The sequence below is a fragment of the Promicromonospora sp. MEB111 genome, assembly GCF_030209445.1.
Classification (GTDB): domain Bacteria; phylum Actinomycetota; class Actinomycetes; order Actinomycetales; family Cellulomonadaceae; genus Promicromonospora.
In genome coordinates, this window is the sequence record NZ_JARVSD010000014.1 from 1 (window position 1) to 22,760 (window position 22,760).

Genomic DNA, 22,760 nt, shown 5'->3' on the forward strand with positions numbered 1-22,760 from the left:
GGCCGCGGCCTCGTCCGAGGTCCCGCCCGCCCCGTCGGCACCGGCCGTACCGGCGCCCCCCGCCCCGCCCGGGCCGAGCGCCGCCGCTCCGTCGAGCTCCCCGGTCTCCCGGGTGCGCCCGGGCGCGGAGTCCCGTCCGACGCCGAGCACCCCGCCGCGCCTCGCCGCGAGCCGGTCCTCCCTGGGCGGGGCGAGCACGCCGGCCCGCGCCGAGGTCCCCGCCGAGCCGGCACCCGCTCCGGCACCCGCCCCGTCGGTGCGGCGCCGCTCGCGCACCGACCGGTTCGCGGCCTCCAGCCAGCCGGACGAGCCGGCAGCGGGCTACCCGGCGTCCGGCCCGATGCCGTCCGCCGACGCGCCCTACGCGCCGCCGCCCGTGCCGCAGCCGGCCGAGGAGAACCTCTGGCAGCCCGCGCCGTACGACGAGGCGCCCGCCTACGCGGTCCCGGCCGAGCCCGAGACGCCGGACTTCGAGATCACCCGGCCCCGCTACGAGCGCGAGCCCGCCTACCAGTCCGAGTCGTCCTTCGCGCCCGCGTCCGCCGCGCCCGCCTACGACTACTCCGCCGAGGCCTCCGGCTACGGCGACCAGGGCGGTTACGGCTACGGCGAGCAGCCCGGCTACCAGTCGCCCTACGCCGACGGCGCGGCCCCGGTCGTAGTGGAGCAGAGCCCGTGGGAGTCCGGCGGCTACCTCGCCGGCCCGGACGACGGCTACGGGCAGACGTCGTTCGCCGCCGACCCGTACCCGTCGAGCGCCCCCGAGGCGCCGGCCCGTCCGGTGCCGCCGGGCGAGAGCATCCGGGCCAGCACCCCGATGCTGTTCGAGGAGGAGGACGACCCCGACCTGGAGGCGCTGGCCCGCAGCATCGGCACGCCCACCCGGATCGTGTGGTCGCGTCCGCGGCGCAACCAGCACTTCGAGGCGATGCTCCTGCCGGACGGCGCCATCGAGCTGGCCAACGGCGCCCGGTACCGGCACCCGGACTCGGCCGCCACCGCGGCGTCGGGCTCGTACACCGCCGACGGCTGGAGCGTGTGGCGCATCGGCGACACCGGCCCCACCCTCGTGGAGGAGTTCTCCCGCCGGTTCGCCTGACCGGGTGCCGGCCGGGGAGGCCGGTCAGCCCGAGGCACGCACCACGAGCTCGGGCACGAAGGTCGCCGACCCGCCCGTGGTCCCGCCGTCGAGCTCGGCGAGGAGCAGCCGCGCCATCGCGTCGGCCATGTCCTCGACGGGCTGGCGCACGGTGGTGAGCGGGGGATGGGCCTGTGCGGCGACGCTCGAGTCGTCGAACCCCACCACGGCGACGTCCCGGGGCACGTCCCGGCCGGCGGCACGCAGGGCGGTGGAGACGCCGTCCGCCATCAGGTCGTTCGCGGCGAAGACGCCGTCGACGTCGGGCCGGGCGGCCAGCAGCGCGCGGGCCGCGGCCTCGCCGCCCGGGCGCGTGAAGTCGGCGGGGACCACCTCGGGCTCGGGCAGCCCCGCGGCGCGCACCCCGTCCAGGAACCCCCGCAGCCGGTCGTGCCCGAACGGCGCGTCGGCCGGCCCGGCGACCACCGCGAGCCGGGTGCGCCCGGACCCGGCGAGGTGCTCGGCGGCCAGCCGTCCGCCCGCGGCCTGGTCCAGGTCGACCCAGGCGACGTCCGGCACGGTGGTGCGGGTCGAGAGCACCAGCGGCACGGCGAGGCCCGCGAGCCGCGCGGGCAGCGGGTCGGCCGAGCTGGAGGTGATGAGCAGCACGCCGTCGACGTGCCCCTGCCGTACGTAGCGCACCACCTGGTCGTGGGCGGGCGGGTCGGCGGGGATGATCGCGAGGTGGATGTCGCGGGGCCGCAGCACCGCCTGCGCCCCGGCTGTCACGCGGCCCACGTACGGGTCGGTGAAGAGGCGTTCGAGGAACGGCAGCGGCGAGCGCTGCTCGGGCGGCTCCGACACGACGAGCGCGACGGAGCCCGTGCGGCGGGTCACGAGCGACCGGGCGGCGAGGTTCGGCACGTAGCCGGTCTCGTCGATCGCCCGGCGCACCACCTCGACGATCCCGGGATCGACGCTGGCCACCCCGTTGATCACCCTAGACACGGTCGCGCGCGACACCCCGGCGACGGAGGCCACGACCTCCAAGGTGGGACGGTTCGGCACGAGCCCTTTATACCCCCACCCCGCCCAGGCCGTTGAGTGCTGGGTTCTCGCCCTTTTTCGTGTGCCAGAAGGGCGAAAACCCAGCACTCAACGAGGGTGGTTACTGGTAGACGCGGACGTAGTCGACCAGCATGCGGGACGGGAACGGCGTGGACGCGTCCGGCGGGCCCGGCCAGTCACCGCCGACCGCGAGGTTGAGGATCAGGTAGAACTCGTGGTCGTAGACCCACGGCCCGCGGGTGGACTCCACGGTGTCCTTGTCGGCGTAGAAGACGTCGCGGCCGTCGAGCGAGAACTGGATGCCCTCGCTGTCCCACTCGGCGGCCCAGGTGTGGAAGCCGTCCGAGATCTTCGAGCCGTCGGGCAGCGTGTACGCCCCGCCGTAGCCGCCCCCGCCGTTGTACGCCGGGGCGTGCAGGGTGGAGTGGGCCTGGGTCGGGTTCTGCCCGATGAACTCCATGATGTCGATCTCCCCGTTGTACGGCCACGGCCGGCCGTCCAGGAAGTCGGAGCCCATCATCCAGAACGCGGGCCACAGGCCGCGGCCCTCGGGCACCTTGACGCGGGCCTCGAACCGGCCGTACTGGGCGTGGAACTTGTTGGACGTGTTCATGCGGTGCGACGTGTACTGCCGCCCGTCGCGGTCCTCCCGCCGGGCCTCCAGCACGAAGTTGCCCTGGCCGTCCTGGAACCCGTTGCCGCTCGGGGTGTAGACCTGCTGCTCGTTGTTCTGCGGCAGGCCGGCGTCGATGGTCCACCTCGAGCCGTCGGCGGGTGTGCCGGCCGCGCCGTTGAACTCGTCGCTCCACACCAGGTCGAGGTCGTCGAAGTTGGGGTCGGCGGGCTCGGCCGGGGGAGCGGTGGGCGCGCCGCCCGTGCCGTAGACCTGGAACTCCCACAGCGAGTAGCCGTAGGGGCCGCTCCGGTCGCGCAGGTGCACGCGCACGTGCCGGCCGTCGGCGTCGAGCGGGATGGTCTGCTTGAAGCCGGTGCCGCCCGTGGTGGTGTGCACGGTGCGCCACGTGGTGCCGTTGTCGGACACCTCGATGTCGAAGGTCGTCGCGAACGCCGGGTCCCACTGCAGCACGACGCTGCTGACGTGCGCGGCGGCGCCGAGGTCGACGGCGATCCAGCCCTCGTCGACCCAGCCCGTGTCGGGGCTGACGGCCCAGCGGCTGGCCGGGTCGAGGTCGAAGGCCTTGTCGGGGGAGCAGAGCCAGCAGTTGCCGTCGTTCTGCGAGCTGGAGGCGCTGCCCTGCTTGCCGTAGGAGAGGAGCGAGGTGTCGGAGGGCACGTCGCCCCCGGTGCCGAACACCTGCAGCTCCCAGAGGGAGACGCCCCACTGGGTGGCGCGCTGGGTGACCCAGAGGCGCAGGTAGCGGCCGGTGCCGTCCACGTCGAGGTTCTGGTCGCCGCCGGTGCCGGTCGTGGTCGAGTACACGGTGGACCACGCCGCGCCGTCGGCGGAGGTCTCGACACGGAAGCCGGAGGCGTACGCCGCCTCCCAGTCGAGGACGACCCGGTCGATCGCCTGGACGGAGCCCAGGTCGACGCGGATCCACTGGTTGTCGGCGGCGGCGCTCGACCAGCGGGTGCCGGGGTCGCCGTCGACGGCGTTGGCGCCGGTGCTCCAGTCGAACTCGGTGCTGGACGTGGTGACCGGCCGGCCCTGCGAGAGCGGGTCGGCGGCGGCCGATGCGGTGGTGACCTGGGTGATCGCACCCAGGGCGAGGAGGGCCGCGGCGGTGGTCGCCGCCGCGAGCGTGCGGACGTGTCTGCGCATGTGACGTGCTCCTTCGAACGTCGGTCTGGCACGTTGAGCCATCTGAGAGAGCGCTCTCTCAGATGGTCGCGGACATTCCGGACCCCGGTCAAGGCTTTCGGCGAACTTTGCTGACAGGTCTGTAAGCGAAGGAACCTAGGGTCGGACGACGACCTTGCCGAACTGCTCGCCCTCGTTCAGCCGCGCCAGGCCCTCGGCGGCCTTCGCGAGCGGCACCGCGGCGTCGATCACCGGGCGCACACCGGTGCGGGCGCAGAACCGGGCGAGCGCGCCCAGGTCCTCCCGCGAGCCCATGGTGACGCCCTGCACCCGGATCTCCTGGAAGAAGATGCGCGTCAGCTCCGCCGGGGGAGCGTCGCCCGACGTCGCGCCGCAGACCAGCACCGAGCCGCCCGGCCGCACCGAGCGGATCGAGTGCGCCCACGTGGCCTGGCCCACCGACTCGAGCACCGCGTCGACGCGCGCCGGCAGCCGGGCGCCGGTCTCGACGGCGCCCGCCGCACCCAGCGAGATGGCCCGCTCCCGCTTCTCGGCGGAACGCGACGTCACCCAGACCTCCAGGCCGGCCGCCGCGCCCAGCGTGACCGCCGCCGTCGCCAGACCGCCGCCCGCGCCCTGCACCAGCACGCGGTCGCCCGGCGTGAGGCCGCCCTGCGTGAACAGCATGGTGTAGGCGGTGAGCCACGCCGTCGGGAGGCACGCGGCCTCCTCGAACGACAGCTCGGCGGGCTTCGGCACCAGGTTCGCGGCCGGCACCGCCACCCGCTCGGCGAGGGTCCCGGGGTAGCGCTCCGAGAGCAGCGAGCGGGGTTCCCTCGGCCCGACGCCGTGGCCGTCGGCCCCGATGACGCCGTGCACGATCACCTCGGACCCGTCCGGGGCCACGCCCGCGGCGTCGGTGCCCAGGATCATCGGCAGCTGCTGCTCCCGCAGGCCCACGCCGCGCAGCGACCACAGGTCGTGGTGGTTCAGGGACGCCGCCCGGACGTCCACGGTGGTCCAGTGCTCCGGGGTCTCGGGCTCGGGTCGCTCGCCCACCTCCAGGCCGTCGAGCGGGCTGTCGGGCGAGAAGCGGGTCACGTAGGCGGCAAGCATCCGTTCAACCTACCTGGCCCGCGACGGCGGACCAGGTAGGTGGGGACGAACGGAAGATCACCTGGCGGACTGCTCCGTGCCGATGTCGAACATCCAGGAGATACCGAACTTGTCGGTGAGCGCCCCGTAGTAGTCGCCCCACGGGGCGAGCTCGAGCGGCTGGCCCGGGGTCGCGCCGTCGGACAGCTTCTCGTAGGCGTTCCTGATGTAGTCGTGGTCGTCCGGGCCGCCGGTCAGGGACACGGTGACGCCGCTGGTGGGGGCCACGTACTCCATGAACGACGGCGTGTCCGCCGCCATGATCGTGAGGCCGCCCGGGGCATCGAGCTGGCCGTGCATGACGAGGTCCTTGTCCTCGTCGGGGGTCGGCATCCCCTCCATCGGGGTGCCGCCGAAGGTGCTGACGTCGAGCTCGCCGCCGAGCACGGACTGGTAGAAGTCCAGGGCGTCCTTGGCCTCGGACTTGAAGCTGAGGTACGGGTTGAGCTTTGCCATACGTCCACGCTAAGCCTGGGCCCGGCGGGGCGCGCGGCGGTTATCCGAGGAACTCGCTCACCATCGGGCCGATCTGGTCCGCCTCGACCAGGAACCCGTCGTGCCCCACGTCGCTCGTCACGATCCGCAGCGACTCGGCCTGCGGGATCCAGCGGGCCAGCCGCGCGGACTGGGCGGGCGGGAACAGCCGGTCGCTGTCCACCGCCACCACCAGCGTGCGCGCGGCGATCTGGCTCAGGGCGTTCTCGACGCCGCCGCGGTCGCGGCCCAGGTCGTGCGAAAGCATCGACTCGGTGAGCACGAGGTAGGAGTTGGCGTCGAACCGGCGCGCGAGCTTGTCGCCGTGGTGCTCCAGGTACGACTGCACGGCGAACCGGCCGCCCGCGAACGGGTCCTCGCCGCCCTGCGGCAGGCGGCCGAAGCGCTGGTCGAGCTCGTAGCCCGTGCGATACGTCGTGTGCGCGATCTGGCGGGCGATGCCCAGGCCGGTGTGCGGGCCGTCGTCGTCGGCCGCGTCGTAGTAGTCGCCGCCGCGGAAGCGCGGGTCCACGCGGATCGCGGCGAGCTGCGGGTGCGCCCAGGCGATCTGGTCCCCGCCGGTCTGGGCGGTGGTCGCGATCGCGGCGAGGTTGCGCACCTCGACGCCGGCCTCGGGCCCGAGCAGCGCCCACTCCAGCACGCGCAGCCCGCCCATGGACGCGCCGATGACGAGCTCCCAGGAGCGAATCCCGAGCTCGCGGGTCAGCGCGATCTCCACGGCCACCTGGTCGCGGGTCGTGACGTAGGGGAAGCGGCCGCCCCAGGGGCGCCCGTCGTCCGCCGTCGACGACGGTCCGGTCGTGCCCTGACAGCCCCCGAGCGCGTTGGGCGCCACCACGAAGTAACGGTCGGTGTCGATGGGCCGGCCGGGGCCGACCATCTGGCCCCACCACCCGGCGGTCACGTGCCCCGCCCCGGCCTCGCCGGTGACGTGCGAGTCGCCCGTGAGGGCGTGCAGCACCAGCACGGCGTTCGAGCCGTCGGCGTTCAGCGTGCCCCAGGTCTCGTAGGCCACGCGGACGGCGGGCAGGCGGCCGCCGGCCTCCAGCTCGAACGCGCCGACGTCGGCGAACTGCCGGCGTCCCGGGTCGTCGCCCTCGCGCCACGCGCCGCTCGGGGGCACCGGAGGCTTGCTCCGGGCGCGCGAGGTCTCGACCGGTCCGGCCGGGCCGGGCGTGGCGACGTCGCCCCCGCCGTGCGTGTCCTGCGGCACGGAGAACGGGACGCTCGTGGTGCGGATGCTCGGGTCAAGGGCACCGTGAGCGGCCTTCGGGGTGGTGACGGCCATGGCTCCTCCTGCGGCTCGGGATGGTGGGCGGGCACCGGAGGGTTGTCCGGTGCCCGCCCCGGGGTACTGCGGGTGGATCAGTCCGTCTCGCCGCCCAGGAGGTTCTTGGCGGCGGTGAAGCCGAGCTCCAGGTCGGCCAGGATGTCCTCCACGTTCTCCAGGCCCACCGCCAGGCGGACCAGGCCGGGCGTGACGCCGGACAGCGCCTGCTCGTCCGGCGTGAGCTGGGAGTGGGTGGTGGACGCGGGGTGGATCACGAGCGAGCGGACGTCGCCGATGTTCGCCACGTTGGAGTGCAGCCGCAGGGCGGAGACGAACGCCTGGCCCGCCTCGGTGCCGCCGTCGAGCTCGAAGGCGAGCACCGCGCCGGCGCCCTGGGGGGCGTACTTCTGGGCGTTGCCGTACCAGGGCGAGCTCTCCAGGCCCGCGTAGTGGACGCCGCGGACGTCGTCCCGGGCCTCCAACCACCGGGCGACGTGCTGCGCGTTGGCGACGTGCCGCTCGATCCGCAGCGAGAGCGTCTCCAGGCCCTGGGCGAGCAGGAAGGCGTTGAACGGCGAGATCGCCGCGCCGAGGTCGCGCAGGAGCTGGACCCGCGCCTTGAGCACGAACGCCAGGTTGGCGCCCAGGGCGCCGTCGACGCCGAGGTCGCGGGCGAACACCAGGCCGTTGTAGCTCGGGTCCGGCGTGTTGAAGCCGGGGAACCGCTCGGGGTCGGCCGCGAAGTCGAACCGGCCACCGTCGACGATCACGCCACCGATCGCGCTGCCGTGGCCGCCCAGGTACTTGGTCGCGGAGTGCACGATGATGTCGGCGCCGTGCTCGAACGGGCGGATGAGGTACGGCGTGGCCACGGTGTTGTCCACGATCAGGGGGACGCCGGCCTCGTGCGCGGCCGCGGCCACGCCCTCGATGTCGAGCACGTCCGAGCGCGGGTTCGGGATGGTCTCGCCGAAGAACGCCTTGGTGTTGGGGCGGACGGCGGCGCGCCAGGCGTCGAGGTCGTGCGGGTCGTCCACGAACGTGGTCTCGATGCCGTACTTCGGGAGCGTGTGGTGCAGCAGGTTGTACGTGCCGCCGTAGAGGCTCGCGGACGCGACGATATGGTCGCCCGCCTGCGCGAGGTTGAGGATCGCGAGGGACTCCGCGGCCTGGCCGGAGGCCACCAGCAGGGCGCCGACGCCGCCCTCCAGGCTGGCGATCCGGTCCTCGACCACCTGCTGCGTGGGGTTGCCGATGCGGGTGTAGATCGGGCCGAGGTCCTTCAGGGCGAACCGGTCGGCGGCGACCCCGGCGTCGGGGAACACGAACGACGTGGTCTGGTAGATCGGCAGGGCGCGGGCGCCGGTCGTGGGGTCCGGCTCCTGGCCGGCGTGGATCTGGCGGGTCTCGAACGACCACTGGGGCTGAGTCATGGCTCTACCTGCTTCCTGTGCGAGGTGGCGTGCTTCTGGCTGAACTGACCGAGCTGTGCCGCGACATGCCCCGAGGGGCCTGCGCATCAGGGATGGTCCGCGGCGGGGTCGAGGGCGCGCACGCGGAGGTCGGCCGAGCGGCCGAGGGCAGGCGAACGTGCGCTGGATCAGCAACAACACATTCGACGAGTCATGGTGTGACCGTAGACGCACCAAGGCGAGGTCGAAAGACATGTCTTGAATCGTGAGATGCAGAAATGAGACACGGTGGGCGACTCCGGACCCGTGTCGTCCTATGCGTCGTTTTGCCTTCCGGATGCGCACTTCGGATGCTCGGGGCACATTTGGACCGGTAACAACGAAGTGATTCACAGGATCCGCGCAAGGCGACACGCCGAAGGGGTGCGGATCGGAAGGGGGATCATGCGACGGATCCACGCCGTGCTGGCACTCCGGGCCCTCGGGGCCGCGGTCCTCGCCCTCGGGCTGGTGTTCCCGTGGGGTCCTGTCGCCGAGGCGGACCCGCCCGCCGACCCGCCCTCCGCACAGGACGCGCAGGCCGCCCGGGACGCGGTCGCCGCCGGCACCCTCGACGTCGAGCAGGCCGAGGCCGCGCTCGCGACGCTCCGCTCCGAGCTCGAGGCGGCGCAGGTCCGCGTGCAGGTCGCGGCAGCCGACTACGCCGAGGCCCAGCAGGCCGTCGAGCAGGCGGAGCAGGCGGTGGCGGAGGCCCGGTCCGCGGCCGCGAAGGCGCACGAGGGCGAGGTGGCGGCGCGGGGGAGCCTCGCCGAGGTCTACCGGGCGTCGTCGCGCGACGACGGCCTGGGCTCGCTCGGCGTCGCGCTCCGGGCAGACTCGGTGACCGACATGGTGGGCCGCAGCGCGGCCGAGCGGGCGGTGCAGCGCAAGGTCGGCGGGGCCCTGGCCGGGTACCAGGACGCGCGGGCGGCGTCGGAGTCCGCCGACGCACGCTGGACGGCCGCGAAGAAGGAGCTCGACGCGGCGGCCGAGCAGGCCGAGTCGGCGTTCGACACGGCCCAGGCCGCGGCGGCGGACCTCGAGGCGCGCACCCGGGCGGCCGAGGTGGAGCGGCAGGCGCTGGTGCAGCGGCTCGCGGAGCTGCGGCAGACCAGCGTGCGGATCGAGCGCGAGCGGGAGGCCGCCCGGGCCGCCGCCGCGGAGTCCGCGCGCGAGGCGGCGGCACGGGCGGAGCTCGAACGGCAGCAGGAGGCCCGGGACGCGGCCCGTGCGGAGGCCCGGGCCGAGGAGGCGGAGCCCGCGGAGGAGCCGGGCGGTTCCGGGGACGGCTCCGGTTCGGGCGGTTCCGGGGGCGGCTCCGGTTCGGGCGGCGGCACGACGTCGGACGAACCGCCGGCGGCCGCGCCTGTCGCCCCGCCCACCTCGGGGGTCTCCGCCGGGTCGGCGGGCCGCGGGATCGGCGCCGTGACCTGGGCCCGGACCAAGCTGGGCGCGCCGTACCTGCTCGGCGCCGCAGGGCCGACGTCGTACGACTGCTCGGGCCTGACGATGATGTCGTGGGCGAGCCAGGGCGTGGACATCACGCGGACGTCGCGCTCGCAGTACCTGGCGGTCGGCAAGGTGGGCTACGGGGCGCTGCGCCCCGGTGACCTCATCTTCTACGGGTCGAACCCGAGCGACCCGTCGACGATCTACCACGTCGCCATGTACACGGGCGGCGGCATGATGATCGAGGCGACGCTGCCGGGGCACCCGTTGTCGGAGAACCCGCTGCGGCTGACGAGCGCGATGCCCTACGCGGGGCGGCCGTAGACGAGTCAGGCGCACAGGTCACCGGGGTGACCTGTGCGCCTGACACGAGTGGGGTGCGGGCTTGCTCAGTGCTTGTCGTAGTAGCCCGTGTCCTTGGCGCGCTGGATCGAGCGGACGATCTCCGCCTCGGCGTCGGCGCGGCCCACCCAGTGGGCGCCCTCGACGGACTTGCCGGGCTCCAGGTCCTTGTAGACCTCGAAGAAGTGCTGGATCTCCAGGCGGTGGAAGTCCGAGACGTCGTCGATGTCCTGGCGCCACGCCGCGCGCTGGTCACCGGTCGGCACGCACAGCACCTTGTCGTCGCCGCCGGCCTCGTCGCGCATGCGGAACATGCCGAGCGCGCGGCACCTGATCAGGCAGCCGGGGAACGTGGGCTCCTCCAGCAGCACGAGCGCGTCCAGGGGGTCGCCGTCCTCGCCGAGGGTGCCCTCGATGAAGCCGTAGTCGTCCGGGTAGCGCGTCGAGGTGAAGAGCATGCGGTCGAGGCGGATGCGTCCGGTCTCGTGATCCACCTCGTACTTGTTCCGCTGACCCTTGGGGATCTCGATCGTGACGTCGAACTCCACGCCGATGTGCTCCAGTTCTCGATGATGGTCGCCGAAGTGTCTTACCGCGGCGGCGGTCTTGCGCCTGTCCAGTGTGCCATGTGTCGTGTATCCCGACCGTGACCTGTGGTCAGAACCACTGTCCGTGTTCGGCATAATTCGCAGCGTGCGCGACGCGCGCGGGAATCGACGGCATGCGTGGGTGAAATTTCCCGTGAATCGCCGCTGTCGTACACGCCGCGTGTTTGCCGCGACTAGAGTTGGCGATGGCTTTCACGTGACGATCGAGAGGATGCCCATGGAGTGGGGGTTGCGCTCCGGCGCTGCCGTCGCCGCGGTCGTCGCACTGTTCGGTGGGTACCTGGTGGCGGACGCGTACGACATGGTCCCCGGCATGCTCACGACCGCCGCGCCCTGGCCCGAGCCGAGTCCCTTCCCGTCCGCCCCCGGGGCGGTCGACGGGCCCGCACCGGTCGCGCTCCTGGAGGACCTCCCGGACGACGCCCCGGTGCCGGACAGCGTGGAGATGCAGCGCCTGGTCAGCGACCTCGCCAAGGACAAGCGGCTCGGCTCCCGCGTGGGCGTCGTCGTGGCGGACGGCGCGACCGGCCAGGTGCTCGGCTCGTCGAGCCCGGACAAGCTCATGACCCCTGCCTCGACGCAAAAGCTGTTCACCGGCGTCGCCGCGCTCACGTCGTCCATCGCGAACAGCACGCTGGACACCAAGGCCGTGCTCGTGGACGACAACACGGTGGTGCTGGTCGGGGGCGGCGACATGATGCTGTCCGAGGGCAAGGGCGACCCAAACGCGGTTAACGGGCGGGCCGGGCTGGCCGATCTCGCCCAGCAGGTCGCCGCCAAGATCAAGGTCACAGGCGACACCGAGGTGCGGGTCGCGCTCGACGACACGCTCTTCACCGGTGACGAGATCGCGCCGACCGTCGCCAGCCCCGACATCGCGGCGGGCTACATCGCGCCCGTCTCGTCGGTCGGGATCAACGTGGGCCTGCTGTCCGACGGCTACACCGACAACGGTCCCCGCGCGTCCGACCCGGGCAAGTACGCCGCCGAGGCGTTCTCCGCGGCCCTGGAGGACCAGGGCCTCACGACTGCCGGGGCCGTGGTGGACGAGAACGCCCCGGACGACGCACGCGTGCTCGGCGAGGTCAGCTCGGCCCCGCTCGCGGAGGTCGTCGGGTTCGCCATGCAGTACTCGGACAACACGATCACCGAGGTGCTCGGGCGGCTCGTCGCGGTGGACGTCGGCCTGCCGGGCTCCAACGACGGCGCCACGCAGGCCGTGATCGCCGCCGCGAAGGACCTCGGCGTCGACATGACCGGCGCGCGCCTGCGGGACTGCTCCGGGCTCGGGGACGGCTCCTACCTGAGCGGGCAGCAGCTCGTCGACCTGCTCGGGGTCATGGTCGACCCGGCGAACCCCTCGCTGCGCAGCGAGGCAGCCGGCATGCCCATCGCGGGGCTGACGGGGACGCTCGCGGACAGCCATGGCCGGTTCACGGGCGACAACCCCGCCCGTGGGCTCGCGCGGGCCAAGACCGGGAGCCTGCCCAAGGTGCGGGCGCTCGCCGGGACGGTGATCACCGCCGACGACCGGCTGCTCGTCTTCTCCGTGCTCGCCGACTCGATCCCGGCCAAGCAGACGGTGGGCGCCACGTCCATCTACGACAGCTTCGTCGGAGACCTCGCGGCGTACTCCGTCCAGGGCTGACGCGCGACCACCCCTGGCCGTTACCGTGGTCCGGTGACCCAGGCCTCAACCACCCCTCAGATCGTCGACTGGTCGGCGGCTGCCCAGATCGCGGCACGCCTCGCCGCGCCCGGGCCCCGCGCCGACCGCGACGAGCTCGACGCCCTGGTCAGCGGCCTGCGGACGGCGGCGGGCGACGCCGTCGGGCATGTGCTGGAGACCACGCGCATGGCACCGGCCGCCCCGGGCGCCGGCGGCACGGCGCTGAGCCCGGTCGCGGTGGTGGACCGGGCGACCTGGGCCCGCGCGAACACGCAGTCGATGGCCGTCATGACGGACGGGATCGGCGCCGTCGTCGCCGAGGTCTCCAGGAGCGCCACCTCGGCCGGCGCCCAGATGGCCGGCGCCGCCGAGATCGGGGCGGTGCTCGCCCTGCTCAGCGGGCGCGTGCTGGGCCAGTTCGACCCCTACTCCGGACCTGGCCGCCTGCTCCTCGTCGCCCCCAACGTGCTGCAGGCCGAGCGCGCGCTGGAGGTCCCGGTGCGGGACTTCCGCCTGTGGGTCTGCCTGCACGAGCAGACGCACGCCCTCCAGTTCGCCGCGGCGCCCTGGCTGTCGGGGCACCTGAGCGGCCGCACCCGGGGCCTGGTCACGGGCATGGCCCGGACCTCGGCCGAGCTGGCCAAGGCCCGGTTCGACCGGAAGATCGCCGTGATCGGGCGGAGCGTGCTCGACGCCCTCCGCGGCGAGGGCGGCACCATCATGGACGGCGTGCTCACGCACGACCAGAAGGCCGAGCTCGCCGACATCACCGCCGTCATGGCCCTCCTGGAGGGGCACGCCGACGTGATGATGGACGCCGTCGGGCCGCGGGTCGTGCCGTCCGTGCGGCGCATCCGCGCGAAGTTCGAGCGGCGGCGCGACGGCGAGGGGCGCAGCACCTTCGACGTCGTCGTGCAGAAGCTGCTCGGCATGGAGGCCAAGCTCGCCCAGTACCGCGACGGGGCCGCGTTCGTGCGGTCCGTGGAGCGGGCCGTGGGGCGCGAGGGGCTCAACGCCGTGTGGGCCGGGCCCGAGAACCTGCCGACCGCCCGGGAGATCGCCGACGCCCGCGCGTGGGTGCGCCGGGTGCACGGCTGACCGTGGCCAGGGTCGACCCCGCCGTCGCCGCGGCCCGTACCGCGGTCCGCGCGGCGCTGTCCGGCCTTGGCCCGGACGACCTCGTGCTCGTCGCCTGCTCCGGCGGCGCCGACAGCCTCGCCCTCGCCGCGGCGGTGGCCTTCGAGGCCGGCCGCGTCGGGCGGTCGGTGCGGTCGCGCGGGCACGCCGTCCGGGCGGGCGCGGTGGTCGTGGACCACGGGCTGCAGGCGGGGTCCGCCGAGGTCGCCGCCCGCGCCGCCGAGCAGTGCCGCGCCCTGGGCCTGGACCCGGTGCTGGTGCGGCGCCCCGATCGGCCGGCCGGGACGAGCTCCGCCGGGCCCGAGGCCGCCGCCCGCGCGATGCGGTACGGCGCGTTCGAGGAGGTGGCCGCCGAGACCGGCGCCCGCCGCGTGCTGCTCGGGCACACCCTCGACGACCAGGCGGAACAGGTGCTGCTCGGCCTCGCGCGCGGCGCCGGTGCCCGGTCGCTCGCCGGGATGCCGCGCGAGCGGGGCGTCTTCCGCAGGCCCTTCCTCGGGCTGCGCCGCGCGCAGACCGAGGCGGTCTGCGCGGCGTCAGGCCTCGGCTTCTGGACCGACCCGACCAACCTGCTGCCCGACGCCGGGCCGGGCGCAGCGCCTGCCGACGGGCCGGGCGACGGCGGGTTCACGCCGCTGCGCTCGCAGGTGCGGGGGCGGGTGCTGCCGGTGCTCGAGGAGACGCTCGGGCCGGGCGTCGCCGAGGCCCTCGCGCGCACGGCGGACCAGGCCCGGGACGACGCGGACCTGCTGGACTCCCTCGCTGCTGACCTCCTGGCGCGGGCGGGAGCGGCGGCGCAGGAAGAGCCGGCGGCAGCCGGGGCGGCGGCGCAGGACGCCTCGGGGGCCGAACCCGGCGAGCACGCCCTCGACGTCGACGTCCTCGCGCGGGCCCACCCGGCCCTGCGGCGCCGGGCCCTGCGGCTCGCGGCGCTCGCGGCCGGCTGCCGGCCCGCGGACACCACCACGCGGCACGTCGACGCGCTCGACGCGTTCGTCGTGTCCTGGAGCGGTCAGGGCCCGGCCGGGCTCCCGGGCGGCGCACGGGCACGTCGTGCGTGTGGCAGGCTTTTCCTGCGCGCCGCGCCGACCGGGACCTCGGACGGCTGGACCGGCGTCAGACCCCCCACAACGACTCAGGAGTGACTCGTGGACAAGTCCGACGTCGGATCCGACCTCGCAGAGGTGCTGCTCACCGAGGAGCAGCTCAGCAAGAAGCTGGACGAGATGGCCGCCCAGATCGACGCGGACTACGCGGGCAAGGACCTGCTCCTGGTCGGTGTGCTCAAGGGCGCGGTCATGGTGATGGCCGACCTGTCCCGTCGTCTGCACCACAAGGCCCAGATGGACTGGATGGCCGTGTCGTCCTACGGCTCGGGCACCAAGTCCTCCGGGGTGGTGCGCATCCTGATGGACCTCCGGTCCGACCTGACGGGTCGCAACGTGCTCATCGTCGAGGACGTCATCGACTCGGGTCTCACGCTGTCCTGGCTGGTGTCGAACCTCCGCTCGCGCGGCCCCGAGTCGGTCGAGATCGCCTCGATGCTCCGCAAGCCGGACGCCGCGCAGGCCGATGTCGACGTGAAGTACCTCGGCTACGACATCCCGAACGAGTTCGTGGTGGGCTACGGCCTGGACTACGCCGAGAACTATCGCAACCTGCCGTTCGTTGCCACCCTGGCACCGCACGTCTACGGCGGCTGATCGGTGCCCGTCCCGGGCGGTTCGTCGCGTCCGGGCGAGTGTGGTGCAGGAGTCACATGCTCTGGGCGAACACTCGGGGCTCCTCTCAGGGAGACCATGTAGTTTCGACGGATACATACTGCGCGAGCGGAGGGAAACGGGGCCTAGTCCCCGTCGCCGATGAACATCAAGAAGCTTCTGAGTGGGCCCGTCATCTGGATCCTGGTCGCCTTGGTCGTGGTGACGCTGGCCATCTCGGCACTGAACCAGCCCAACGTCTCGCGAATCGAGACGTCACAGGGGATCGAGCTGCTCCAAGGCAGCACCGTGAAGCATGCCCTCATGGTCGACGGCGAGCAGCGGGTGGAGCTCGAGCTCTCCAAGGCGTACAAGTCGACCGAGGGTGAGGGCGACGCCGCCGAGGACGTCGACCACGGCAAGACCGTCGAGTTCTTCTACACGCTGCCGCAGGGCGACCGCGTCGAGGACGCCATCGTGAAGTCCGACCCGGCCGACGGGTTCGACTCGGAGGTGCCGCAGCCCAGCTTCTGGTCCTCCATGCTGTCGGTGCTGATCCCGTTCCTGCTCATCGGTGTCGTGTTCTGGTTCCTGCTGTCGCGGGCCCAGGGCGGCGGCAACCGGGTCATGGGCTTCGGCAAGTCCAAGGCCAAGCTCGTCAGCAAGGACACCCCGCAGGTGACCTTCGCCGACGTCGCGGGCGCGGACGAGGCCGTCGAGGAGCTCCAGGAGATCAAGGAGTTCCTGGCCGAGCCCACCAAGTTCCAGGCCGTGGGCGCCAAGATCCCGAAGGGCGTGCTGCTATACGGCCCGCCCGGTACCGGTAAGACGCTCATCGCGCGCGCCGTCGCCGGCGAGGCCGGCGTGCCGTTCTACTCGATCTCCGGCTCCGACTTCGTCGAGATGTTCGTCGGTGTGGGCGCCAGCCGCGTGCGCGACCTGTTCGAGCAGGCCAAGCAGAACTCGCCGGCCATCATCTTCGTCGACGAGATCGACGCCGTCGGCCGCCACCGTGGCGCCGGCATGGGCGGCGGGCACGACGAGCGCGAGCAGACGCTGAACCAGATGCTCGTCGAGATGGACGGCTTCGACGTCAAGACGAACGTCATCCTCATCGCCGCGACCAACCGCCCCGACATCCTGGACCCGGCCCTGCTGCGTCCGGGCCGCTTCGACCGTCAGGTCGCCGTGGAGGCGCCGGACCTCAAGGGCCGCGAGGCGATCCTCAACGTGCACGCGCAGGGCAAGCCGATGGTCCCGGAGGTGGACCTCGCGGCCGTCGCCCGCCGGACCCCCGGGTTCACGGGTGCCGACCTGGCGAACGTGCTCAACGAGGCCGCCCTGCTCACCGCGCGCAGCGGCGCCCAGCTCATCGACGACCGCGCGCTCGACGAGGCGATCGACCGCGTCGTGGCCGGCCCGCAGAAGCGCACGCGCGTGATGCAGTCCAAGGAGCAGAAGATCACCGCCTACCACGAGGGCGGGCACGCCCTGGTGGCCGCGGCGATGCGCTACACGGACCCCGTCACCAAGGTGACGATCCTGCCGCGCGGCCGTGCCCTGGGCTACACCATGGTCATGCCGCTCGAGGACAAGTACTCGACCACGCGCAACGAGCTGCTCGACCAGCTCGCCTACGCGATGGGCGGGCGCGTGGCCGAGGAGATCGTGTTCCACGACCCCACCACGGGCGCCTCGAACGACATCGAGAAGGCCTCGGCCATCGCCCGCAAGATGGTCACCGAGTACGGCATGAGCGAGCGGGTCGGTGCCATCAAGCTCGGCACGAGCTCGGGCGAGCCGTTCCTGGGCCGTGACTACGGGCACGAGCGGGACTACTCCGAGGCGGTCGCCGGCACCATCGACAACGAGGTGCGCAAGCTCGTCGAGGCCGCGCACGACGAGGCGTGGGAGGTGCTGACCCAGTACCGCGACGTGCTCGACGACCTGGTGCTGCGGCTGCTCGAGAAGGAGACGCTGAACCAGAAGGAGCTCGCGGACGTCTTCGCGCCCGTCGAGAAGCGCGCCGCGCGCGACGTCTGGCTCTCCAGCGAGCAGCGCACCGTGCACACCCGCGGCCCCGTCCTCACGCCCAAGGAGCTGGCGGCCCAGAACGGGCACGCCGCGGTGGTGCCGCAGGACGAGGCAGTGGTGGACACGGCGACGCCGTCGGACAGCGTGCCGACGGACCCGACGAACTGACCGGAGCACCACGATGACCGACGGGTCTGTCACACCCCTGTCGACGCCCGTGCGGCGTGCGGCGGACATCCCGCCGTACGACGCCGCACGGGCCGAGGCGGCAGTACGCGAGTTCCTCCTCGCCGTCGGCGAGGACCCCGAGCGCGAGGGCCTGCGCGAGACGCCGGCCCGCGTCGCCCGGGCGTACCGGGAGATCTTCGCGGGCTTGCGCCAGGAGCCCGAGGAGGTGCTGACCACCACCTTCGACCTCGGGCACGAGGAGATGGTGCTGGTCAAGGACATCGAGGTGTACTCCACCTGCGAGCACCACCTGGTGCCGTTCCACGGCGTCGCGCACGTGGGGTACATCCCGAACGTGGACGGCCGCATCACGGGGCTGAGCAAGCTGGCCCGGCTGGTCGAGGTCTACGCGCGCCGCCCGCAGGTGCAGGAGCGCATGACCACGCAGATCGCGGACTCCCTGGTGGAGATCCTCGAACCGCGTGGCGTGCTCGTGGTGGTCCAGTGCGAGCACCTGTGCATGTCGATGCGCGGCGTGCGCAAGCCCGGCTCGCGCACGATCACCTCGGCGGTGCGCGGCGTCATGCGGGACGGTGCGACGCGAGCCGAGGCGATGAGCCTCATCCTCGGGAAGTGACGGTGTCCGCCAACGTGCGACACAGCGCCCGGGACGCTCGGGTGCAGGGCCTGCCGGAGCTGTCCGGGACGGGCCGCACCCTGGTGATGGGCGTGGTCAACGTCACTCCGGACTCGTTCTCCGACGGCGGCGAGTGGTTCGAGCCCTCCGCCGCCGTCGCGCACGGGCTGGAGCTGCTCGGCGAGGGTGCGGACATCCTCGACGTGGGCGGCGAGTCTACGCGGCCGGGGTCCGTCCGGGTGCCGCAGGACCAGGAGCTGGCGCGGGTGCTGCCCGTGATCGAGCAGCTCGCCGCGCGCGGCGCCGTCGTGAGCGTGGACACCACGCGGGCGGCCGTCGCCGAGCGGGCGGTGGCCGCCGGCGCCCGCATCGTGAACGACGTCTCGGGCGGCCTCGCCGACCCCGAGATGGGGCGCGCGGTCGCCGAGACCGGCGCCGCGTACGTGGCGATGCACTGGCGCGGGCACGCCGACGTCATGGACGACCTCGAGGTGTACGACGACGTCGTGGCCGACGTCCGCGACGAGCTCGCGGCGCGCATGGCCGCGCTGCACGACGACGGGGTCCGGCCCGAGCAGCTGATCCTCGACCCGGGGCTCGGCTTCGCCAAGGCCGGCGTGCTCAACTGGCCGCTGCTGGCCCACCTCGACGCGCTGCACGAGCTCGGCCGTCCGGTGCTCGTCGGCGCGTCCCGCAAGCGGTTCCTCGGCCACCTGCTCGCCGACCCGTCGGGGCGCCCGGCGCCGCCGCGGGCGCGCGACGACGCGACGGCCGCCGTCTCGGCGCTGTCGGCCGCCGCAGGTGCCTGGTGCGTGCGCGTGCACACCGTCCGGGCGAGCGTCGACGCCGCCAAGGTCGCCGCCGCATGGTCCGCCGCGGGCGGCGCGGCCCGGGTAGGGTCACCGGGTACCTCTTCCCCATCCGCACCGGAGGCATTGACTTCCACCGTGGCCTTGACCACAGAATCGTGGACGGCCGGGGGACAAGACATGCCAACCTGGCAGGATTCCGGTGCACGCAACGACGATGGGGGAGGACCACGGTGACCACAGCGTTCGGAACGGGCGTCACAGGCCCGGACGGCCGCGCGCTGGACCAGATCCAGTTGAGCGGCGTGAGCGCGCGGGGGTACCACGGTGTGCTGCCGTCGGAACGGCAGACGGGCCAGGAGTTCCGGGCCGACGTCGTGCTGTACATGGACACGCGCCCGGCGGCCGCCGGTGACGACCTGGCACAGACCGTGAGCTACGCGGACGTCGCGGCGGACGTCCACGACATCCTGAAGGGCGACCCCGCCGACCTGATCGAGACGGTCGCGGAGCGTATCGCCGCCGCGGTGCTGGCCCGCCCGCAGATCGAGGCGGTGGACGTGCGGGTGCACAAGCCGCACGCGCCGATCCCCGTGCCGTTCGCCGACGTCGAGGTGGCGATCCGCCGCGACCGCACGCGCATGCCCGTCGTGGCGGTGCCGGCCTCGCTGCTCGCCGTCGCCCCGGCGCCGGAGCCCTCGGCCGAGCCTGCCCCGGCCGAGACGCCCGAGCCGCAGGACTTCGAGCCCGTGGCCCGGCCCGTTGCCGAGGAGCCGGAGCAGTTCCGGCCCGAGCCGTACGAGCCCTACCAGCCGGCCGAGTCGTACCAGGCCGCCGAGCCCTTCCAGGCCGCCGAGCCTTTCCAGGCCGCCGAGGCCTTCCCGGCTGCGGAGGCCTTCCCGGCTGCGGAGGCCTACCCGGCTGCCGAGTCGTACCAGCCGGCCGAGCCGGCGCAGTTCGGGGTCGAGCCGTTCGAGGCGGAGCCGCTCGTGGACCGGGTGCCGGCGGTGGCACCCGCCGCGCAGGCGCCCGCCGAGGAGCCGGAGCCCCTCCCGCAGCCCGAGCTGATCGCGCCCGAGCCGCTCCAGGTCATCCCCGCGCCGTGGGAGCTGCAGGCCGAGGCCCCGGCGCCGGCCGAGCAGCGGGACGTGCCCGGCCGGGAGCCGGTGTTCCAGCAGCAGGCCGAGCAGTTCCAGCCGGAGGAGCAGTTCCAGCCCGAGCCCGCGTTCGAGCCGGTCCAGCAGTACGAGTCCGTCCAGGGGCTCGACCAGCGGCCGGGGATCGAGCAGCACAACAGCTTCGACCAGCAGCTGCAGCAGTTCGAGCAGCAGCCGTACGACCAGGCCCAGCAGGGCTTCGAGCCGCAGCCGTTCGAGCAGCCGCGGCGGGACGCCCAGCCGAACCAGTACGACCAGATGTTCGAGCAGCAGTACGACCAGGGCGACATGGAGGCGACCCGGGTCTCGGCTGCGGTTCCCGACTCCGCCGTCGGGCAGCCCGAGCCGGCGTTCGCGCAGGAGCAGTACGCCCAGGAGCAGCCGTACCAGGCCGAGCCGCGCGACCGGTTCGACGAGGTGCCCGCCGGGTACGTGGACGTGGTCATCGCGATCGGGGCGAACCTCGGCGACCCGCAGGCGACCATGCGGTCGGCCGTCGCCGAGCTGGACCGCGTGCCCGGAGTGCAGATCACCGACGTGTCGCCGCTGGCCCGCACGGCCGCCGTCGGCGGTCCGGAGGACCAGCCGGACTACCTCAACGCGGTGCTGCTGGCCCGCACCACGCTCTCCGCGCGCGGGCTGCTGCACGCCTGCCTGGAGGTCGAGAACCTGCACGGCCGCACCCGCGAGGAGCGCTGGGGCGCCCGCACGCTCGACGTCGACCTGATCACCTACGGCACCCTGACCGACTCCGCCGAGGACATCGAGATCCCGCACCCTCGCGCGCACGAGCGCGCCTTCGTGCTGGAGCCGTGGTCGCAGATCGCGCCGGACGCGGTGCTGCCCGGCCTGGGCGGAGGACCCGTGGCCCAGCTCGCGGCGACCGCACCCGACCGGACCGGCATCCGCTGGCTCGCGCTCGACTGGCTGACCGACCCCGAGCCGGAGCCGGGCGGCGGGACCACCGTCGCGAACCACCCCGCGGTGCCCGATGACGGCGCGCAGGACGCGCACGTCGCCGAGATGCCGCCGGCCCTGCCCCCGTCGCTCCCGCCGAGCGGGCGCCCGCAGGCCTCGCCGGGCGGCCCCGTGGTCGAGGTGCCGGGCGGCGGTCAGCCGCAGGCGCACCACAGCGGCCCGGTGGACCTGGACGTGCCCACCGGTGCCCCGCAGGACCCGTACCAGGGCGGCGCCCACCCGCAGGGCTACCCCAGCGGACAGGTGCCGGGCCCGGGCGGTTCCGTGCCGATCCCGCACCAGGCGCAGGCGGCTCCCGCGGCCCCGCGGCCGGCTGTGCCGATCGGCGTGCCGGGCAACGGGTCCGTCGTGCCGCCGCCGGAGGAGGCGCTCGTCCCGGCCCCGCCGATCGCACCCCGCGCGGTCCGGGACACGGCCCACGAGGACCCGGAGCGCGAGCCGCTGCCCCCGGCGTCCCCGGCCAAGCCGGTCTTCGCCCCGGTCAACCCGTCGCGTCAGCAGAGCGGGGTGTTCCCGCCGGTGAACGGCGCGCCCCAGGAGCCGGCGACGCCGGTGTTCGCCCCGGTCGGCACGCCGCAGAACGGGACGCCCGACCCCGCCTCGAACGGCCACTCCACCGGCCACTCGAACGGGATCCGGGACGCCTACGACAACGATCACACCGTGATCCGGGTGCCGGGCTACGCGACCGAGCAGTCGCTCCCGGCGTCGGACGGCCCCATCGACTCGGTGCCCTCGTGGGTGCCGGTCCGGGACGAGCGGGGGCGCGACGCCTGACATGCGCAGAACCCCGGTCAGATCCCTGATCGCAGTCCTGGTCGCGGTCGCGGTCGTCGGTTGGCTCGTGCTGCGTGCCCTGGAGGCGCGCGCCGTGTACCTGCCGGTGGTGCCGTGGCTCGTCGACGTCGCGATCCTGGCGCTGGCCGGGGCGATCTTCTGGTTGGGGTGGGCCGTGCGCGCCTACCAGAAGGGCAAGCGACCCAACCTCGACGGCCTCCGGGCCGCCCGGACGCTCGTCCTGGCGAAGGCCGCCGCCCTGACCGGGGCCCTGCTGGGCGGCTGGTACCTGGCGCAGGTGCTGGTGGTGCTGGGCGACCTCGCGATCGAGCCGCGCCGGGATCGCGCGGTGGCAGCCGGGGTCGCCGTGCTGTGCTCGGTGGTGCTCGCCGTGGTCGGCCTGGTCGTGGAGAAGTTCTGCGAGCTGCCGCCGTCCGACAAGGACCGCAGCGGCTCCGAGGAGGGCGAGTCCCCGGCGCCTGCCTGACGCCTCGCTACCCAGCGGCACGGGTCTGCGGAACAATGGCCATCATGACCAGCCCATTCGAACCGCACGACGTGACCTGGAACCGCGTGTCCCCGCGGCTCGTGACGGCCCGCCTCGTCCCGGGCACCATCAGCCTCGGGATCCCGCTGGTCGTGGGCGTGGTGCTCGCGGTCACCGTGAGCCCGTGGTTCTGGATCCTCGCCGGGGTCCCGGCCGTCTTCCTGCTGTGGACGTTCCTCCTGGTCCCGCGCCAGGTCCGGGCGATCGGGTACGCCGAGCGTGACGACGACCTGCTCATCCGCAAGGGCGTGATGTTCCGGTCGATGGTCGTGGTGCCGTACGGCCGCATGCAGTACGTGGACGTCGAGGCGGGGCCGCTCGACCGCAGGCTGGGCCTGGCCAAGGTGCAGCTCCACACGGCGTCCGTCGGCACGGACGCCCAGATCCCGGGCCTGCCCCCGGACGAGGCGGCCCGCCTGCGCGACCGCCTGGCGTCCCGTGGCGAGGCCCGGCTGGCGGGGCTGTGAGC

The 22,760-nt window shown here is 73.6% G+C and carries 19 protein-coding genes; 12 read left to right on the plus strand and 7 right to left on the minus strand.

The genetic code is table 11. From position 1 onward, the window contains the following. On the plus strand, nt 1–1,099 hold a 1,099-nt coding region (locus QRN56_RS17310), incomplete at its 5' end, for a restriction system modified-DNA reader domain-containing protein (RefSeq protein ID WP_502928815.1). Between the two features lie 24 nt (nt 1,100–1,123). Here the strand turns inward: QRN56_RS17310 and QRN56_RS17315 are convergent. From QRN56_RS17315 to QRN56_RS17340, 6 genes are all read right to left on the minus strand, one after another. Further along, complete coding sequence (locus tag QRN56_RS17315; RefSeq protein ID WP_285105321.1) at nt 1,124–2,146, minus strand: LacI family DNA-binding transcriptional regulator; 1,023 nt, start codon at nt 2,144–2,146, stop codon at nt 1,124–1,126. Between the two features lie 100 nt (nt 2,147–2,246). Beyond that, complete coding sequence (locus QRN56_RS17320; protein ID WP_285105323.1) at nt 2,247–3,929, minus strand: discoidin domain-containing protein; 1,683 nt, start codon at nt 3,927–3,929, stop codon at nt 2,247–2,249. 135 nt (nt 3,930–4,064) lie between these two features. After that, the gene (locus QRN56_RS17325; RefSeq protein WP_285105325.1) at nt 4,065–5,024 is read right to left on the minus strand and encodes a zinc-binding dehydrogenase; all 960 of its coding nucleotides are present in this window, start codon (nt 5,022–5,024) and stop codon (nt 4,065–4,067) included. A gap of 57 nt (nt 5,025–5,081) precedes the next feature. Next, complete coding sequence (locus tag QRN56_RS17330) at nt 5,082–5,519, minus strand: VOC family protein (RefSeq protein WP_285105327.1); 438 nt, start codon at nt 5,517–5,519, stop codon at nt 5,082–5,084. A 40-nt stretch (nt 5,520–5,559) separates the two neighbouring features. Then, on the minus strand, nt 5,560–6,846 hold the full coding sequence (metX, locus tag QRN56_RS17335; RefSeq protein WP_285105329.1) for a homoserine O-acetyltransferase MetX: 1,287 nt from the start codon (nt 6,844–6,846) through the stop codon (nt 5,560–5,562). Between the two features lie 77 nt (nt 6,847–6,923). Further along, nucleotides 6,924–8,261 carry a bifunctional o-acetylhomoserine/o-acetylserine sulfhydrylase gene (locus QRN56_RS17340; protein ID WP_285105331.1) on the minus strand — a complete coding sequence of 446 codons (1,338 nt, stop codon included), beginning with the start codon at nt 8,259–8,261 and terminating at the stop codon, nt 6,924–6,926. Between the two features lie 423 nt (nt 8,262–8,684). On the opposite strand from QRN56_RS17340, the gene QRN56_RS17345 reads away from it, so the two are divergent. Then, nucleotides 8,685–10,052, plus strand: a complete 1,368-nt coding sequence (locus QRN56_RS17345) for a C40 family peptidase (RefSeq protein WP_285105332.1) — start codon at nt 8,685–8,687, stop codon at nt 10,050–10,052. 65 nt (nt 10,053–10,117) lie between these two features. Here the strand turns inward: QRN56_RS17345 and QRN56_RS17350 are convergent, their stop codons facing one another. Beyond that, on the minus strand, nt 10,118–10,618 hold the full coding sequence (locus QRN56_RS17350) for an inorganic diphosphatase (protein WP_285105334.1): 501 nt from the start codon (nt 10,616–10,618) through the stop codon (nt 10,118–10,120). 256 nt (nt 10,619–10,874) lie between these two features. On the opposite strand from QRN56_RS17350, the gene dacB reads away from it, so the two are divergent. The 10 genes from dacB to QRN56_RS17400 all read left to right on the plus strand — a co-directional run bounded on the left by dacB (nt 10,875) and on the right by QRN56_RS17400 (nt 22,758). Next, nucleotides 10,875–12,326, plus strand: coding sequence for a D-alanyl-D-alanine carboxypeptidase/D-alanyl-D-alanine endopeptidase (gene dacB, locus QRN56_RS17355; protein WP_285105336.1), 1,452 nt, complete (start codon nt 10,875–10,877; stop codon nt 12,324–12,326). Between the two features lie 33 nt (nt 12,327–12,359). Continuing rightward, nucleotides 12,360–13,445, plus strand: coding sequence for an Rv3626c family coenzyme F420 biosynthesis-associated protein (locus tag QRN56_RS17360; RefSeq protein ID WP_285105338.1), 1,086 nt, complete (start codon nt 12,360–12,362; stop codon nt 13,443–13,445). Nucleotides 13,446–13,447: 2 nt separating this feature from the next. Next, entirely contained in the window at nt 13,448–14,629 is a 1,182-nt protein-coding gene (gene tilS / locus QRN56_RS17365; protein WP_285105339.1) for a tRNA lysidine(34) synthetase TilS, read from the plus strand. A 3-nt stretch (nt 14,630–14,632) separates the two neighbouring features. Further along, complete coding sequence (hpt, locus tag QRN56_RS17370) at nt 14,633–15,187, plus strand: hypoxanthine phosphoribosyltransferase (RefSeq protein ID WP_285105341.1); 555 nt, start codon at nt 14,633–14,635, stop codon at nt 15,185–15,187. Nucleotides 15,188–15,346: 159 nt separating this feature from the next. Then, nucleotides 15,347–17,386 carry an ATP-dependent zinc metalloprotease FtsH gene (ftsH, locus tag QRN56_RS17375; RefSeq protein WP_285105343.1) on the plus strand — a complete coding sequence of 680 codons (2,040 nt, stop codon included), beginning with the start codon at nt 15,347–15,349 and terminating at the stop codon, nt 17,384–17,386. A gap of 13 nt (nt 17,387–17,399) precedes the next feature. Next, a complete protein-coding gene (gene folE / locus QRN56_RS17380) occupies nt 17,400–18,023 on the plus strand; it encodes a GTP cyclohydrolase I FolE (RefSeq protein WP_285105345.1) in 624 nt (207 codons plus the stop codon). After that, a complete protein-coding gene (gene folP, locus QRN56_RS17385; RefSeq protein ID WP_285105347.1) occupies nt 18,020–19,069 on the plus strand; it encodes a dihydropteroate synthase in 1,050 nt (349 codons plus the stop codon). Before folE ends, folP begins: the two co-directional genes overlap by 4 nt. Next, entirely contained in the window at nt 19,066–21,744 is a 2,679-nt protein-coding gene (folK, locus tag QRN56_RS17390) for a 2-amino-4-hydroxy-6-hydroxymethyldihydropteridine diphosphokinase (protein WP_285105348.1), read from the plus strand. Before folP ends, folK begins: the two co-directional genes overlap by 4 nt. A gap of 1 nt (nt 21,745) precedes the next feature. Then, complete coding sequence (locus QRN56_RS17395) at nt 21,746–22,231, plus strand: DUF3180 domain-containing protein (protein WP_285105350.1); 486 nt, start codon at nt 21,746–21,748, stop codon at nt 22,229–22,231. A gap of 35 nt (nt 22,232–22,266) precedes the next feature. Beyond that, the gene (locus QRN56_RS17400) at nt 22,267–22,758 is read left to right on the plus strand and encodes a PH domain-containing protein (RefSeq protein ID WP_285105352.1); all 492 of its coding nucleotides are present in this window, start codon (nt 22,267–22,269) and stop codon (nt 22,756–22,758) included. Nucleotides 22,759–22,760 lie beyond the last annotated feature (2 nt).

Excerpts from the sequence above, each read along its gene's own strand:
- metX (WP_285105329.1), bottom strand. The coding sequence starts at position 6,846 with ATGGCCGTCACCACCCCGAAGGCCGCTCACGGTGCCCTTGACCCGAGC.
- QRN56_RS17340 (WP_285105331.1), bottom strand. The coding sequence starts at position 8,261 with ATGACTCAGCCCCAGTGGTCGTTCGAGACCCGCCAGATCCACGCCGGC.
- QRN56_RS17400 (WP_285105352.1), top strand. The coding sequence starts at position 22,267 with ATGGCCATCATGACCAGCCCATTCGAACCGCACGACGTGACCTGGAAC.
- QRN56_RS17330 (WP_285105327.1), bottom strand. The coding sequence starts at position 5,519 with ATGGCAAAGCTCAACCCGTACCTCAGCTTCAAGTCCGAGGCCAAGGAC.
- QRN56_RS17320 (WP_285105323.1), bottom strand. The coding sequence starts at position 3,929 with ATGCGCAGACACGTCCGCACGCTCGCGGCGGCGACCACCGCCGCGGCC.
- QRN56_RS17395 (WP_285105350.1), top strand. The coding sequence starts at position 21,746 with ATGCGCAGAACCCCGGTCAGATCCCTGATCGCAGTCCTGGTCGCGGTC.
- ftsH (WP_285105343.1), top strand. The coding sequence starts at position 15,347 with ATGAACATCAAGAAGCTTCTGAGTGGGCCCGTCATCTGGATCCTGGTC.
- QRN56_RS17325 (WP_285105325.1), bottom strand. The coding sequence starts at position 5,024 with ATGCTTGCCGCCTACGTGACCCGCTTCTCGCCCGACAGCCCGCTCGAC.
- folE (WP_285105345.1), top strand. The coding sequence starts at position 17,400 with ATGACCGACGGGTCTGTCACACCCCTGTCGACGCCCGTGCGGCGTGCG.
- QRN56_RS17345 (WP_285105332.1), top strand. The coding sequence starts at position 8,685 with ATGCGACGGATCCACGCCGTGCTGGCACTCCGGGCCCTCGGGGCCGCG.